Source organism: Streptomyces sp. URMC 127 (assembly GCF_051386535.1).
In the GTDB taxonomy this organism is placed as follows: domain Bacteria; phylum Actinomycetota; class Actinomycetes; order Streptomycetales; family Streptomycetaceae; genus Streptomyces.
Map to the genome: position 1 here is coordinate 1 of NZ_JBPQTW010000080.1, position 13940 is coordinate 13940.

Sequence of the window (13940 nt, forward strand, 5' to 3'; positions counted from 1 at the left end):
GCTGGGGAGGGGTGAGCTGGGGGCGCTGGCGGGGCGGTGAGACGGCGGCGTGGTGCGGTGGTTCACCCCCACCGGCGATCCCGGCGGTGCCGTACCACGGGTACCCCTTGCCGAAGTGCCGTCACGCCGGAGGGAGTTCCCCCGAGCCGCGGATGATCAGGCGCGTGGGCAGGACCACCCGCCGCGGCGGTTCCGTGGCGCCGTCCAGGCGGCGGAAGAGCTGTTCCGCGGCCGTGCGGCCCAGGCGGGCCGCGTCCTGGGCGACGACGGTGACCGCCGGGGTGAGGAGGTCGGCGAGTTCGAGGTCGTCGAAGCCCACGAGGGCGACGGGACGGGGCGCGCGGGCCAGGACGCGTACGGCCGTGGCCGTCACCCGGTTGTTCCCGGTGAACAGGGCCGTCACCGGCCGGGGGCCGGAGAGCATCCGCTCGGCCTCGGCGCGGACGCGCTCCGGGTCCGTGGGGCCCAGGGAGACCCAGGCCTCGTCCACGGGCAGGCCGGCGTCGGCCATGGCCGCGCGGTAGCCGCGCAACCGCTCCGTCGCGGTGTGGATGCGCGGCCGGTCGCCGATGAAGCCGATACGGCGGTGGCCGTGGGCGGCGAGGTGGGCCACGCCCTCGCGGGCGCCGCCGAAGCTGTCGGAGAGGACGGCGTCGGCGTCCATCCGGCCGGCGGGCCGGTCGACGAAGACCGTGGCGATGCCGGCGGCGATCTCGGGTTCGAGGTAGCGGTGGTCGTCGCCGGCGGGGATGACGATGAGGCCGTCGACGCGGCGGGCGCAGAAGGCGAGCGCGAGCTCCCGCTCGCGCTCCGCGTCCTCCGCGCTGGAGCCGTTGATGAGGAGGGCGCCGTGCGCGCGGGCGACCTCTTCGACGGCCCGGTTGAGGGGGGCGTAGAAGGGGTCGGCGAGGTCTTCGAGGACGAGCCCGATGGACGCGGTGCGGCCCTTGCGGAGGATGCGCGCGCTGTCGTTGCGCCGGAAGCCGAGCGCGGTGATGGCGTCCTGCACGCGCCGCTCGGTGTCCGGGGTGACGCCCGGCTCGCCGTTCACCACCCGGGAGACGGTCTTGAGGCCGACGCCCGCGCGGGCCGCCACGTCCTTCATCGTCGGGCGGGCGCCGTAGCGGGGCGAGGGGCTGCGGGTGGGCTGGGCGCTGCTCGGCACGGGGCTCGTCCTTAACCGGGGGCGGGGTGACGTCGAGCATAGAGCCTAGACAACGTTGTCAGATCCGGAGAGACTGGTCCTGCACGCCTGCCGACCAGGAGAGACCGTCCCCATGCGCACCGACCCCGCCGACCTCGTCGCGGCCCTCGACATCGGCGGCACCAAGATCGCGGGCGCGCTGGTGGACGACCGCGGCCGGCTACTGGCCCGCGCACAGCGGCCGACGCCGGCGCGGGAGGACGGGGCCACGGTGATGGCCGCAGTAGCGGCGGTGACCGAGGAGCTCGCGGCCGCGGCGGACTGGCCGCGCGTGCGGGCCGTCGGCATCGGCAGCGCGGGGCCCGTGGACGCGTCCCGAGGGACCGTCAGCCCCGTCAACGTCCCCGGATGGCGCGGCTATCCGCTGGTCGCCGAGGTGACGCGGCGGGTGGGAGGCCTGCCGGTGGTGCTCGTCGGCGACGGCGTGGCGATGACCGCGGCCGAGCACTGGCAGGGCGCCGCCCGCGGGCGCGCGAACGCCCTGTGCATGGTGGTGTCCACCGGGGTGGGCGGCGGCCTGGTGCTGGGCGGCCGGCTGCACCCCGGGCCCACCGGTAACGCCGGTCACATCGGGCACATCAGCGTCGACCTCGACGGGGACGACTGCCCCTGCGGCGCCCGCGGCTGCGTCGAGCGCATCGCCAGCGGCCCGAACATCGCCCGGCGCGCCCTGGACGCCGGCTGGGTCCCGGGGCCGGACGGCGACCGGAGCGCGGCGGCCGTCGCGGCGGCGGCAAGGGCGGGGGACGCCGTGGCGCGCGCTTCCTTCGGGCGGGCCGCGCAGGCGCTGGCCGCGGGGATCGCCGCGACCGCGGCGCTGGTCGAGATCGAGGTCGCCGTCATAGGCGGCGGCGTGGCGGGCGCGGGCGAGGTGCTCTTCGCCCCGCTGCGCGAGCGCCTGCGCGACTACGCGACGCTGTCGTTCGTCTCCGGCATCGAGGTGCTCCCGGCCGAACTCGGCTCCGACGCCGGCCTCGTGGGGGCCGCCTCCGCGGCGGCGCAGGAGCTCGGGCTGTGGGCGGCGAGGGAGCCCGACCGGGCGTAGAACGCGCCGGACAGCGGCAGTACGTGGCGCTGCCGCGAAGGGCGCACCAGGAGGGCGCTCCGGCACCGTGCCCCTCACGAGCGTTTCCGTGGCAAGGTGTTCCGGGCACTTCACAGGGGGCTACGGAGAAGGGGGAACCGTGATCGTCTGGCTCAACGGCGCGTTCAGTGCGGGCAAGACCAGTACGGCCAGGGAACTGACCGAGCTGATCCCGGACAGCACCCTCTACGACCCCGAGGTGATCGGCGGGGCGCTGAAGCACCTGCTGCCGCCCAAGAGAACGAGCGAGACCGGCGACTACCAGGACCTGCCCGTCTGGCGGCGCCTGGTCGTGGACGCGGCCGCCGCCCTGCTCGCCGAGGTCGGCGGGGTGCTCGTCGTCCCCATGACGCTGCTGCGCCAGGAGTACCGGGACGAGATCTTCGGCGGGCTGGCCGCGCGCCGCATCCCGGTGCGGCACGTGCTGCTGGACGTCGACGAAACGATCCTGCGCAGCAGGATCGCCGGGCGCGAGGAGTTCGCGGACGACCGCGAGCGCAGCGCGTCCGTCCGGCGCTGGGCGCTCGACCACGTGGCCCCCTACCGCGAGGCGCTGCCCTGGCTCCGCGCGGACGCGTACGTCGTCGACACCGGCGGCCTGACGCCGCGCGAGGCGGCCGAGCGGGTCGCGGACGCCGTGCGCAGCGGCGCCGCCGGGGCGTGCCAGATCGTGCAGACTCCCGAGCCGACGGCCGCGACGCTCGCCGCGGGGGTGCTGCTCTTCGACGAGGAGGACCGGGTCCTGCTGGTCGACCCCACCTACAAGCCGGGCTGGGAGTTCCCCGGCGGGGTCGTGGAGCCGGGCGAGGCGCCCGCCCGCGCGGGGATGCGCGAGGTGGCCGAGGAGATCGGCATCGAGCTGCGCGCCGTGCCCCGCCTGCTGGTCGTCGACTGGGAGCCGCCCAAGCCGCCCGGCTACGGCGGCCTGCGCTTCCTCTTCGACGGCGGGCGGCTGGCCGGGTCCGACGCCGGCCGGCTCCTGCTGCCCGGCTCCGAACTGCGCGGCTGGCGCTTCGTCACCGAGGGCGAGGCGGCGGACCTGCTGCCGCCCGTACGGCTGAGCAGACTGCGGTGGGCCCTGCGGGCGCGTGAGCAGGGACGCCCGCTCAACCTTGAGGCGGGGGTCCCTGTGGGCTGAGCCCCGGCGCCGTGCAATGGCCGGAGCACGTCCGGGCCGGCGGGCCGTCGTCCGGCCCCGCCGCCCGGGCCTTGCGGAGGCGGCGGCACCACGCCGGAGCGTGTCCGGCACGCGCCTGCCGGGCCCGGCGCGTACGCCGTGGTCCGCGGGTCCGTGACGCAGCGGCCTCCCCGCCGTGACGGCGAGGGGCCACCGGCGCGCGGTGCCGGAGGAACCGGCAGCTCAGGGCGCCCCTCCGGGACTGCTACCGCTCCCGCTTGCCGGCCGCGTAGTTGCCCAGGAACAGCGCCTCCGCCAGGGACAGCCGCTCCAGTTCCTCCGGCGAGACGCTCTCGTTCACCGCGTGGATCTGCGCCTCCGGCTCGCTCAGCCCGATCAGCAGGATCTCCGCCTCGGGGTACAGCGCCGTGAGCGTGTTGCACAGCGGGATCGAGCCGCCCATGCCGGAGATCTGCATCTCCTGGCCCGGGTAGGCGACGCGCATGGCGTCGGCCATGGCCGTGTAGGCCGGGCTGCCGGTGTCCGCGCGGAACGCCTGGCCCTGGCCGACCTGCTCCACCGCGACCCGTGCGCCCCACGGGGCGGCGGCCTTCAGGTGCTCGGTCAGCAGCTTCGTCGCCGTGACGGCGTCCGTGCCCGGCGGCACGCGCAGGCTGATCAGCGCCCGGGCGCCCGCATGCACCGACGGGGTGGCCCCGACGACCGGCGGGCAGTCGATGCCCAGGACCGTGACCGCCGGGCGCGCCCACAGCCGGTCGGCGACCGTGCCGGAGCCGGTCAGCTCCACGCCGTCCAGGACCTTGGCGTCCTTGCGGAAGTCCTCCTCCGGATACTGCATGCCCTCCCAGGTCGCCGCCGCCTCGGCCTCCAGGCCCGCGACCGTCGTCGAACCGTCCTCGGCGCGCAGCGAGTCGAGGATGCGGATCAGCGCGGCCAGCGCGTCGGGCGCCGCCCCGCCGAACTGCCCCGAGTGCAGGTTGCCCTCCAGGGTGTCCACCTGGACGCGGACCAGGGTCATGCCGCGCAGCGTCGCGGTGGCGGTCGGCAGGCCCACGCGGAAGTTGCCGGCGTCACCGATGACGATGCTGTCGGCGGCCAGCAGCTCCGGGTGCGCCGTGGCGTAGCGCTCCAGGCCGCCGGTGCCCTGCTCCTCGGAGCCCTCCACGATGATCTTCACATTGACCGGCACGCCGCCGTGCTCCTTGAGCGCGCGCAGCGCGGTCAGGTGCAGGATCACGCCGCCCTTGCAGTCGGCCGCGCCGCGCCCGTACCAGCGGCCGTCGCGCTCGGTCAGCTCGAACGGCGGCGAGATCCAGGCGGCCTCGTCCAGCGGCGGCTGCACGTCGTAGTGCGCGTAGAGCAGCACCGTGGGGGCACCGTCGGGGCCGGGCAGGTAGCCGTAGACGGACTGGGTGCCGTCGGGGGTGTCGAGCAGGGCGACGTCCTGGAACCCCTCGGCGCGCAGGGCGTCCGCCACCCAGTTCGCGGCCGCCTCGCACTCGCTCCGCGGGAACTGCGCCTCGTCCGCCACCGACCGGAAGGCCACCAGCTCGGCCAGCTCGGTCCGGGCGCGCGGCTGCAGCGCGGCGACGGTGGCGGCCAGCTCGGCCGGGACCGGGCCGGCCTGCGGGTTCGGGGACGCTTCCATGGAACGCTCCTTGTGGACGCGGCGTTGTATCCGTACGAATGGGCGATTGTGCCGTCGATCCTCCCACGCCCGCCGCCCGCGGCGGCCACGGCCTTCCCGTGGCCGGGCCGCGCAGGGCTGGCCGTAGGATGCGGCAGGTAGCCGAAGCCGTGATCGAGCGGGAGTAGAAGCACAGGTGAGCAGCGACAACGCAGCCCAGGACGCCGGGCGGGACGCGGGCGGGGACCGGGAGCCGGTGTGGGACGTCGTGGTGGTGGGCGCGGGGCCCGCCGGGGCCTCCGCGGCTCACGCCGCCGCCTCGGCCGGCCGCCGGGTGCTGCTCCTGGAGAAGGCCGAACTGCCGCGGTACAAGACGTGCGGCGGCGGCATCATCGGCCCCTCGCGGGACGCTCTTCCGCCCGGCTTCGAACTGCCCCTGCGTGACCGCGTCCACGCGGTCACCTTCTCCCTGAACGGCAAGCTGACGCGCACGCGCCGCTCCAAGCGGATGCTGTTCGGCCTCATCAACCGGCCCGAGTTCGACGCCGCGCTGGTGGAGGCAGCGAAGGACGCCGGCGCCGAGGTGCGCACGGGCGTGGCTGTCGCGCGCGTCGAGCAGCACGGCCCGGCCGTGCCCGACCGGCGCACGGTCGCCGTCGTGCTCGCCGGCGGCGAGACGGTCCTCGCCCGCGCGGTCGTCGGGGCCGACGGCAGCGCCGGGCGCATAGGGGCACACGTGGGGGTGAAGCTCGCCCAGGTCGACCTCGGCCTGGAGGCCGAGATCCCCGTGCCCCAAACGGTCGCGGAGGACTGGGCCGGGCGCGTGCTCATCGACTGGGGCCCGATCCCCGGCAGTTACGGCTGGGTCTTCCCCAAGGGCGACACCCTCACCGTGGGAGTGATCTCGGCCCGCGGCGACGGCTCGGGCACCAAGCGGTACCTGGAGGACTTCATCGCCCGCCTCGGCCTCGCGGGCTTCGAGCCCAGCATCTCCTCCGGGCACCTCACCCGCTGCCGCTCGGACGACTCCCCGCTCTCCCGCGGCCGCGTCATCGTGTGCGGCGACGCCGCGGGCCTGCTGGAGCCGTGGACCCGCGAGGGCATCTCCTTCGCCCTGCGCTCGGGCCGGCTGGCGGGCGAGTGGGCGGTCCGCATCGGGGAGGCGCAGGATGCGGTCGACGCCCGGCGGCAGGCGCTCAACTACGCGTTCGCCATCAAGGCGGGCCTTGGCGTGGAGATGGGTGTCGGGCGCCGCATGCTCACGTTCTTCGAGCGCCGCCCCGGCATGATGCACGCCGCGCTCACCGGCTTCCGCCCGGCGTGGCACGCCTTCACCCGGATCACGCGTGGCCAGACGACGCTCGCGGAGATCGTCCGCACCCACCCGGTGGCCCGCCGCGTACTCTCCACGGTCGACCGCCCGTAGCGGAGGGCCGCGGCGCGTGCGGCGCGGGGGCCGGCTGCTCCCGATGAGCGGGCGGCCCACCGCATCCGGCGGCGAGGCGTGAGCGTGGCCCCGCGCCGCCGGGGGCGGGCGCCCGCCCGCCGGGAACCGCGGTCGTGTGCCGCGGCACTTCGTCGCCCGGGGCGGTGTCCTTGCGCTGGGCACCGGGCCGCCGTGGCGGCGGGCACTGGTCCGCCTTACCTGGCGGCCGTGTGCCGCGGCATGCGTCGCCGGCGACGGGGGCCGTGGCGCGGCGCGCCGCCGTCGGCGGCGTTCACTCGCCCGGGCCGACTGCCGCGCCGTGACATCCCTCGGAACCAGGCCTCGGGGCCTGCGGCCGCGGCGGTCGCACGGGTTTCCCCCGAAGCCGTAGACGTGAGTGCACCGCCGCGCCGCCGTCGCAGCGGCCGCTCACTCCCCGGTTCCGTAGCCCCGGCCCCCGCCACCCTCAGAACAGCGCCTCGGGGCCCGCGGCCGCGGGCGGTGGCTGGGGCAGGACCTCCGCCGTGGTTTCGGCTTCCGGGGCCGCGGCCGTGAGTGACCAGCCCGCCAGCTGCCGGGTGTCCACGAGCAGCTGCCGTCCGTCCGTGGTGTCCAGATACAGGTCGGGGCCCGCGACGGCGGCGACCCTGCCCGCTATCGTGCGCCCGGGCGCCGGGACGGCCGTCCCCCAGCCGGGCCGCAGCCGGTCGAGGCGGAAGGCCTCGTCGTGGTGCACGGGGGCGAAGGGCAGCACCGCCAGCGACTCCGGCAGGGTGCCCAGCCCGCACGCCTGCGCGTGCAGGGCCGCCAGCTCGGCCGTGCGCAGCTCGCGGGCAGGCGCGGGGCACCGGGCGGCCCGCTTGGCGGCGTACGGGATGCGGTCGGGGACCGACAGCGCCGCGCCGAGCACGGCCTCCGCACGGCGCGCCGCCATCAGCGGCCCGCGCCCCAGCAGGGCGTAGGACAACGCGGCCTGTTCGAGCAGGCGGACGCCCTGCCGCTCGGCCGCGGTGATGCCCACCTTCACCGCACCGGGCACGGACCAGGCCAGATACACGTCGTACGGGCGCGGGTCGTCGAGAGCGGTGTCGGCGGCGACCGAGTGCGAGCGGTCGAGGCGCGCGCACTCCGCGCACTGCGCCGACACCGCGGCGGCCGCAACCTCCGCGCCCGCCGGGCAGGGAGTGCGCCGGCCGGCCCTGCGGATCCCCACGCACCGCCGTGCGGCACCCGTCGTGAAGGCGACCGGACGCCCCGCGGGCAGCGGCGTGCTGCGCTCCCCGTGCGCGGAGTGCAGCCACACCAGGGACGGCTCGGCGGCCTGCCAGCGCACCCCGCCGCAGCGCCATTCCTCCTGCTGGTCCTCCTGCTCGGCTCTCATCGCTCGCCCCTTCCCGTCCACGCCTTCGGATTGTGTCAGCCACCACTGACAACGGCCGCCGCGCGGCGGGCGGACCAGGGGCGGCGGCCCCCGGCAGCCGGCGGCCCCCGGAAGCAGGTGGGCCCGGCAGCCGGCGCGCCCCGGAAGTCAGCACGCCCCCGGAAGTCAGCGCGCCCCCGGAAGTCAGCGCGCCCCGGAGACCGTGCGGCGGGTGGCGTACGCGATCGCCGCCGCCACGGCCGCGAGGCCCGCGACGGTGGTCAGGGCGACGGGCAGGGACGACGCGTCGGCGAGGAGGCCGATGACCGGTGGCCCGAGCAGCATCCCGCCGTAGCCGAAGGTGGAGGCCGCGGCCACGCCGCCCGGCCCGCCGAGCTCGCCGGCCCGGCCGACCGCGACGGGGAAGATGTTGGCCAGGCCCAGGCCCGTGACGGCGAACCCCGCGAGTGCTGCCCACACGTTGGGCGCCAGCGCCCCGAGCAGCATGCCGCCCGCGGCCGCCGCCCCGCCCGCGACCAACGCCGTGGTCTGGCCGAGGCGTTCGAGGAGGAACGTGCCGCTGAGCCGGCCGAGGGTCATGGCCAGCGCGAAGACGGAGTAACCGGCGGCCGCGACGCCCGCGTGGACCCCGAGGTCCTGCTGCAGGTGCAGCGCGCCCCAGTCGGCGAGGGCGCCTTCCCCGTAGGCCGTGCACAGAGCGATCACTCCGAAGAGGGCGACCGTCCGGCCGCCGCGGCGCGCAGGGCCGCCGCCGTCCGCCCCGGCAGCGGGCGCCGGCCGCTCGGGCCGCGGGGCGGGGTGCTTCAGGAGCGTGCGCCCCGCGAGCGCGGTGACGACGAGTCCGGCCACGGTCAGGAGCAGCAGGTGGCGGGTGGGGGAGAGGTGCCCGGCGACCAGCCCGCCCAGGCCCGCGCCGAGCATCCCGCCGAGGCTGAACGCGGCGTGGAAGCCGGGCATCACGGGCCGGCGCAGCGCCGCGACGAGGTCGACGGCCGCGCTGTTCATGGCGACGTTGATGCCGCCGTAGGCGGCGCCGAAGACGAGCAGCACCAGACCGAGGGACGTCGCCGAGTGCGTCAGGGGAGGGAGCGCGATCCCCGCGGACATCAGCACGCCGGCGACGACCGTCACCAGGTGGCTGCCGAACCGGCGGCACAGCCGCCCGGTCAGCACCATGGTGGCCACGGCACCCGCCGACACGCCGAGCAGGGCGAGTCCGAGGGCGCCCGCGGACGCGCCGGTCTGCTCCTTGATGGCGGGGATGCGGACCACCCAGCCGGCGAACAGGAAGCCGTCGAGAGCGAAGAACAGGGTGAGGGCGATACGGAGCCGGCGGAGGGCGGGACCACCCGGGGCCGGGCGCGGGTCCGGGCGCCGTTCGCCCGGAAGGACCGTCCGGAGGTCACCCAGAAGAGCCGTCCGTATTTTGTTTAGTGTCGGCACAAAGTCACAATAGGGGCGTGACCCAGACTCGGACAACACGTTTGGAGCGGGGCCGCGGCGCCCTCGGCCCCGCCCTGGAGCTCGTACACACCGGGCGCGCCCCCACGCGCGCCGTGCTCACCGCCGAACTCGGGGTGACGCGCGCGACCGCCGGTGCCGTCGCCGCCGAGCTGGAGGCTCTCGGGCTGATCACCGTCGACGCCCGCCCCGCGGCCGCCGGCTCCCAGGGCCGCCCCTCGCACCGGCTCTCGATCGCGCCCGGCGGGCCCGTGGTGCTCGCCGCCCAGATCCACGCCGACGGCTTCCGCGCGGCCCTCGTCGGCCTCGGCGGGCGGATGGTCGCCACGGCGCCCGGTTGCATGACCGTCCCGGCCGACCCGTCGCACATCATCGACGCCGTGGTCGAGGCGGGCGCCGGCCTGCTGCGCGAGACCGGCCGCCGCTGCCTGGGCGCGGGCCTCGCCGTCCCCTCGGCCGTCGCCGAGCCGGACGGCACCGCCCTCAACCCGCTCCACCTCTCCTGGCCCGCGGGGGCACCGGTCAGCAGGCTGTTCACCGAGGCCCTGGCCAAGGCCGGCGTCCCGGGGCCCGGGGAGGGCCCGGCCACCGGCGTCACCGGCAACGACGTCAACCTCGCGGCGCTCGCCGAGCACCGGCACGGCGCCGGCCGCGGCGCACGCCACCTGCTCTGCGTGGCCACGGGCCACCGCGGCGTCGGCGGGGCGCTCGTCCTCGACGGCCGCCTGCACAGCGGCAGCTCCGGACTCGCCCTGGAGGTCGGCCACCTCACCGTCAACCCGGCCGGCCTGCCCTGTCACTGCGGCAGCCGCGGCTGCCTGGACGTCGAGACCGACCCGCTCGCCTTCCTCACCGCCGCCGGCCGCACCCCGGGCCCCGAGGTGTCCCTGCTGCAGCAGGCCCGCGACCTGCTCCGCACGGAGTACGCCGACCCGTCCGTCCGCGCCGCCGCCGAACTGATCGTCGACCGGCTCGGCCTCGGCCTCGCGGGCCTGGTCAACATCCTCAACCCCGACCGCATCATCCTCGGCGGGCTGCACCGTGCCCTGCTGGACGCCGACCCCGAGCGGCTGCGCGCCGTCGTCGCCGACCGCAGCCTGTGGGGCCGCAGTGGCAGCGTCCCGATCCTGCCCTGCACGCTCGACCACAACAGCCTGATCGGCGCGGCCGAAGCCGCCTGGCAGCCCGTCCTGGACGACCCGCTGACCGTGGTGTCCTGACGGCCCGCCAGGGAGCCCGCCGCGCCGCACCCGGCAGTGGGAACCCCCGTCCGGTCAGCCGGAGACGGCGGAGCGGACAGGGGAGCGGTCGAGCACCGCGGCCGCCCGGCGGGCGGGGGCGGGCTGCTCGAAGGAGGGCTCTTCCAGGGGCGGCAGGGCCGGGACGGGCTGTTCGAGCGTGAGGGTCGTCCGGTCGTCGCGGCTCTGCCGGGCGGCGGCCGCGGGCTCCGGCACCGGCAGCGAGAACCAGACGACCTTCCCGCCGTCGTGGCGCTCCTGCACCCCCCAGCTGTCGCTCACCGCCGCGATCAGCGCGAGGCCGCGGCCGTGGGTGCTGCCGGCGTCGGCGTCGGCGAGGCGGGGCAGGCGGGGGTCGTGGTCGCGGACGGAGACGGTGAGCCGGTCGAGCACGAGGTCGATCTCGACGGTGCACCGCTTGTCCGGCTCGGCGTGCTGGTGCACGTTGGTGAGGAGTTCGGTGACGCAGAGCGCCGCGGGGTCGATGAGGGGATCGAGATTCCAGTACCGCAATTGCGCAGATACGATTCTGCGGACCTGGCCGATCCGCGGCGGAAGAGCCTGGAGCTCTACGGTGCAGTGCTTGTTCGGTCGGCTGATCACGGCTGCGACTCCCTGGAAGAAGTAGGGCTAGCCTGATGCAGAAACGCGTTCTGGCACGCGCTGGGGCCGGGCCGGCGGCAGTGGCTGCCGAGCCGCGCGGCGGCTACTCATCCAGAGCGTAACCGTCCGTGAACCCTCAGTGATGCTGGTACGAGTCAAGGGTCGGCTCCAGCAGCCGGACGCGCAACTTCTGTACCGTCAGGCCCTGGCGCCACCGCCGCGTCCGGAGCGGACGGCCTCCAGGAAACGCCGGACGGCGGCCTCCCCCGTGGTCTCCCCGGCGCCCGAGGGATCCTCCAGCCGGCCCAGCGTCAGGACGTAGCGCGTGCCGTTCACCGTCGCCCGGGCGCGGTCCCGGCCGGCGAACCACGGCTTGCTCGCGTGGACCGCCCCCAGGGGAGCGCTGTCGATCTCCCGTCCGTAGCTGGTCAGCAGCTCCAGCCTGCCGTCCTTGATCTTCACCTGGCCCGCCCGGGTGAGCGAGCGGAGGGACCGCTCGATCCGCACCCCGGTCGCAGTGAACTCCGGCTCCCCGAACTCGGGCTCCGCCACGCCAACCGCCTCCCCGGCCGATTCGTGTGCCTCGTGCGCAGTCTGCCCGCGAGGGGGCCCGCGCACCAGTGCCCATTTATGATCGAAACGTCCGAGAGCTCCGCATGGGCCCGGATGGAACGGGAGGAGCGGCGTGAACGACCTCGTGCACACCACCGACGTCGACCGCAGCGACCCGGCCTACCGCGCCTGGCTCGGCGAAGCGGTCCGCAAGGTCCAGGCCGACGCGAACCGTTCGGCCGACACCCACCTGCTGCGCTTCCCGCTGCCCGAGGAGTGGGGCATCGACCTCTACCTCAAGGACGAGTCCACCCACCCCACGGGCAGCCTCAAACACCGCCTCGCCCGCTCGCTCTTCCTGCACGGCCTGTGCAACGGCTGGATCCGCCCCGAAGCCCCCGTCATCGAGGCCTCCAGCGGCTCCACCGCCGTCTCCGAGGCGTACTTCGCGAGCCTGATCGGCGTGCCCTTCGTCGCCGTCATGCCCAGCACCACGAGCCGCGAGAAGTGCCGCCTCATCGAGTTCCACGGCGGCCGGTGCCACTTCGTCGACGACCCCCGCAAGATGTACGCGGAGGCCGCGGCCCTCGCCGAACGCTCCGGCGGCCACTACATGGACCAGTTCACCTACGCCGAACGGGCCACCGACTGGCGCGGCAACAACAACATCGCGGAATCGGTCTTCAGCCAGCTGCGCAGTGAACGCCACCCCGTGCCCGCCTGGATCGTCGCCACCGCGGGCACCGGCGGCACCTCCGCCACCATCGCCCGCTACGTGCGCTACATGCAGTACGACACCCGCATCTGCGTCGCCGACCCCGAGTACTCCTGCTTCTTCGACGGCTGGCGCGACCACGACCCCACGGCGACGAGCGAACGCGGCTCGCGCATCGAGGGCATCGGCCGGCCCCGCATGGAGCCCAGCTTCATGCCGGGCGTCATCGACCGGATGATGAAGGTCCCCGACGCCGCGAGCGTCGCGGCCGTGCGCGCCCTCGACGGGGCCGTCGGCCGCAAGGCGGGCGGCTCCACCGGCACCGGCCTGTGGAGCGCACTGAAGATCGTCGCGGAGATGGCCGGCAACGGCACCAAGGGCAGCGTCGTCACCCTGATCTGCGACCCCGGAGAGCGCTACCTCGACACGTACTACTCCGACGCCTGGCTCGCCCGGCAGGGCCTGGACATCGGCCCGTACGCCGGCACCATCACCACCTTCCTGGCCACCGGGCGCTGGGCGGACTGACCGCCGCCCGCCTCAGCCCTGCGCACCGCCGGCCGTCGCCGGGTCCCCGCAGGCACCGGCCACCACCAGCTCCGGCAGCCGCTCGGCGAGCTCCCGCCGTGCCGCCTCCGGCAGCCCCGCGTCCGTGACCAGCGCATCCACCTCCTCCAGCGCCGCGAACGAACTCAGGCCCACCGTGCCCCACTTGGTGTGGTCCGCCAGGACCACCACGCGCCGCGCCGACCGCACGAAGTGCCGGTTGGTCTCCGCCTCCGCCAGGTTCGGCGACGACAGGCCCGCCTCGGCGGATATGCCGTGCACCCCGATGAACAGCACGTCGAAGTGGAGCGAGCGGATCGCCGCGTCCGCGACCGGCCCCACCAGGGTGTCCGAGGGGGTGCGCACCCCGCCCGTCAGCACCACCGTGGCCGCCCCCGGCCGGGCCGACGGGCCGGCCGCCGTCACCGGCCGCTGCGAGCTGTGGAACACGTCGGCCGCCCGCACCGAGTTCGTCACCACCGTCAGGTCGGGGACGTCCACCAGCCGCTGCGCCAGCGCGAACACCGTCGTCCCGCCCGCCAGCGCGATCGCGCTGCCCGGCGGCGCCATCGGCACCGCCGCCCGCGCGATGTCCTCCTTGGCCGCAAGCTCCAGCGCCGACTTCGCCTCGAACCCCGGCTCGTGCGCGGTCGCCTCCGCCACCGGCACCGCCCCGCCGTGCACCTTCTCCACCACGCCCAGCCTGGCCAGCGCGTCCAGGTCACGGCGGACCGTCATGTCAGAGACGTTGAGCCGCCGCGTCAGTTCGTTGACCCGCACCCCACCGCGCCTCCTGACCTCGTCGAGGATCAGCGCACGCCGCTGCTCCGCCAGGAGATTCTGGTTGTCGCTCACCCGGCCCGTCCTTTCCGGTCAGCCACCGGCAGTCGTGCGCGCTCATCCTCCCACGCGGCGGGCCCCCGACGATCGTCCTCGTCCGGCCGGTTCACGAACGGGCCTGTTCT

12 protein-coding genes are annotated in these 13940 nt (G+C 75.6%); 5 read left to right on the forward strand and 7 right to left on the reverse strand.

Annotation, left to right across the window (positions count from 1 at the left end; genetic code table 11):
* Window positions 1-121: 121 nt before the first annotated feature.
* Window positions 122-1105 (reverse strand): LacI family DNA-binding transcriptional regulator, encoded by a 984-nt coding sequence (locus ACSNOH_RS17795; RefSeq protein WP_436722349.1) that lies wholly within the window; start codon window positions 1103-1105, stop codon window positions 122-124.
* Between the two features lie 172 nt (window positions 1106-1277).
* On the opposite strand from ACSNOH_RS17795, the gene ACSNOH_RS17800 reads away from it, so the two are divergent.
* Both ACSNOH_RS17800 and ACSNOH_RS17805 read left to right on the forward strand, forming a co-directional pair.
* On the forward strand, window positions 1278-2249 hold the full coding sequence (locus ACSNOH_RS17800; RefSeq protein ID WP_436722330.1) for an ROK family protein: 972 nt from the start codon (window positions 1278-1280) through the stop codon (window positions 2247-2249).
* A 139-nt stretch (window positions 2250-2388) separates the two neighbouring features.
* Entirely contained in the window at window positions 2389-3426 is a 1038-nt protein-coding gene (locus ACSNOH_RS17805) for an NUDIX domain-containing protein (RefSeq protein ID WP_436722331.1), read from the forward strand.
* 244 nt (window positions 3427-3670) lie between these two features.
* On the opposite strand, the gene ACSNOH_RS17810 is transcribed toward ACSNOH_RS17805, so the two are convergent.
* The gene (locus ACSNOH_RS17810) at window positions 3671-5074 is read right to left on the reverse strand and encodes a dipeptidase (RefSeq protein ID WP_436722332.1); all 1404 of its coding nucleotides are present in this window, start codon (window positions 5072-5074) and stop codon (window positions 3671-3673) included.
* Between the two features lie 175 nt (window positions 5075-5249).
* On the opposite strand from ACSNOH_RS17810, the gene ACSNOH_RS17815 reads away from it, so the two are divergent.
* Window positions 5250-6479: a geranylgeranyl reductase family protein gene (locus ACSNOH_RS17815; protein ID WP_436722333.1), complete on the forward strand. Its 1230-nt coding sequence runs from the start codon at window positions 5250-5252 to the stop codon at window positions 6477-6479.
* Between the two features lie 466 nt (window positions 6480-6945).
* On the opposite strand, the gene ACSNOH_RS17820 is transcribed toward ACSNOH_RS17815, so the two are convergent.
* Together ACSNOH_RS17820 and ACSNOH_RS17825 are read right to left on the reverse strand one after the other, a co-directional pair.
* Window positions 6946-7860 carry a DUF2797 domain-containing protein gene (locus ACSNOH_RS17820; RefSeq protein ID WP_436722334.1) on the reverse strand — a complete coding sequence of 305 codons (915 nt, stop codon included), beginning with the start codon at window positions 7858-7860 and terminating at the stop codon, window positions 6946-6948.
* A 183-nt stretch (window positions 7861-8043) separates the two neighbouring features.
* A complete protein-coding gene (locus tag ACSNOH_RS17825) occupies window positions 8044-9303 on the reverse strand; it encodes an MFS transporter (protein ID WP_436722335.1) in 1260 nt (419 codons plus the stop codon).
* A gap of 17 nt (window positions 9304-9320) precedes the next feature.
* On the opposite strand from ACSNOH_RS17825, the gene ACSNOH_RS17830 reads away from it, so the two are divergent.
* Complete coding sequence (locus ACSNOH_RS17830; RefSeq protein ID WP_436722336.1) at window positions 9321-10541, forward strand: ROK family protein; 1221 nt, start codon at window positions 9321-9323, stop codon at window positions 10539-10541.
* Window positions 10542-10595: 54 nt separating this feature from the next.
* On the opposite strand, the gene ACSNOH_RS17835 is transcribed toward ACSNOH_RS17830, so the two are convergent.
* Window positions 10596-11162 carry an ATP-binding protein gene (locus tag ACSNOH_RS17835; RefSeq protein ID WP_436722337.1) on the reverse strand — a complete coding sequence of 189 codons (567 nt, stop codon included), beginning with the start codon at window positions 11160-11162 and terminating at the stop codon, window positions 10596-10598.
* 198 nt (window positions 11163-11360) lie between these two features.
* Window positions 11361-11714, reverse strand: coding sequence for a hypothetical protein (locus tag ACSNOH_RS17840; RefSeq protein WP_436722338.1), 354 nt, complete (start codon window positions 11712-11714; stop codon window positions 11361-11363).
* Window positions 11715-11847: 133 nt separating this feature from the next.
* On the opposite strand from ACSNOH_RS17840, the gene ACSNOH_RS17845 reads away from it, so the two are divergent.
* Window positions 11848-12957, forward strand: coding sequence for a PLP-dependent cysteine synthase family protein (locus tag ACSNOH_RS17845; protein WP_436722339.1), 1110 nt, complete (start codon window positions 11848-11850; stop codon window positions 12955-12957).
* A 12-nt stretch (window positions 12958-12969) separates the two neighbouring features.
* Here ACSNOH_RS17845 and ACSNOH_RS17850 read toward each other — a convergent pair whose 3' ends face one another.
* A complete protein-coding gene (locus tag ACSNOH_RS17850) occupies window positions 12970-13830 on the reverse strand; it encodes a DeoR/GlpR family DNA-binding transcription regulator (RefSeq protein ID WP_436722340.1) in 861 nt (286 codons plus the stop codon).
* Between the last annotated feature and the right edge of the window lie 110 nt (window positions 13831-13940).

Excerpts from the sequence above, each read along its gene's own strand:
- ACSNOH_RS17810 (WP_436722332.1), bottom strand. The coding sequence starts at position 5,074 with ATGGAAGCGTCCCCGAACCCGCAGGCCGGCCCGGTCCCGGCCGAGCTG.
- ACSNOH_RS17795 (WP_436722349.1), bottom strand. The coding sequence starts at position 1,105 with ATGAAGGACGTGGCGGCCCGCGCGGGCGTCGGCCTCAAGACCGTCTCC.
- ACSNOH_RS17820 (WP_436722334.1), bottom strand. The coding sequence starts at position 7,860 with ATGAGAGCCGAGCAGGAGGACCAGCAGGAGGAATGGCGCTGCGGCGGG.
- ACSNOH_RS17800 (WP_436722330.1), top strand. The coding sequence starts at position 1,278 with ATGCGCACCGACCCCGCCGACCTCGTCGCGGCCCTCGACATCGGCGGC.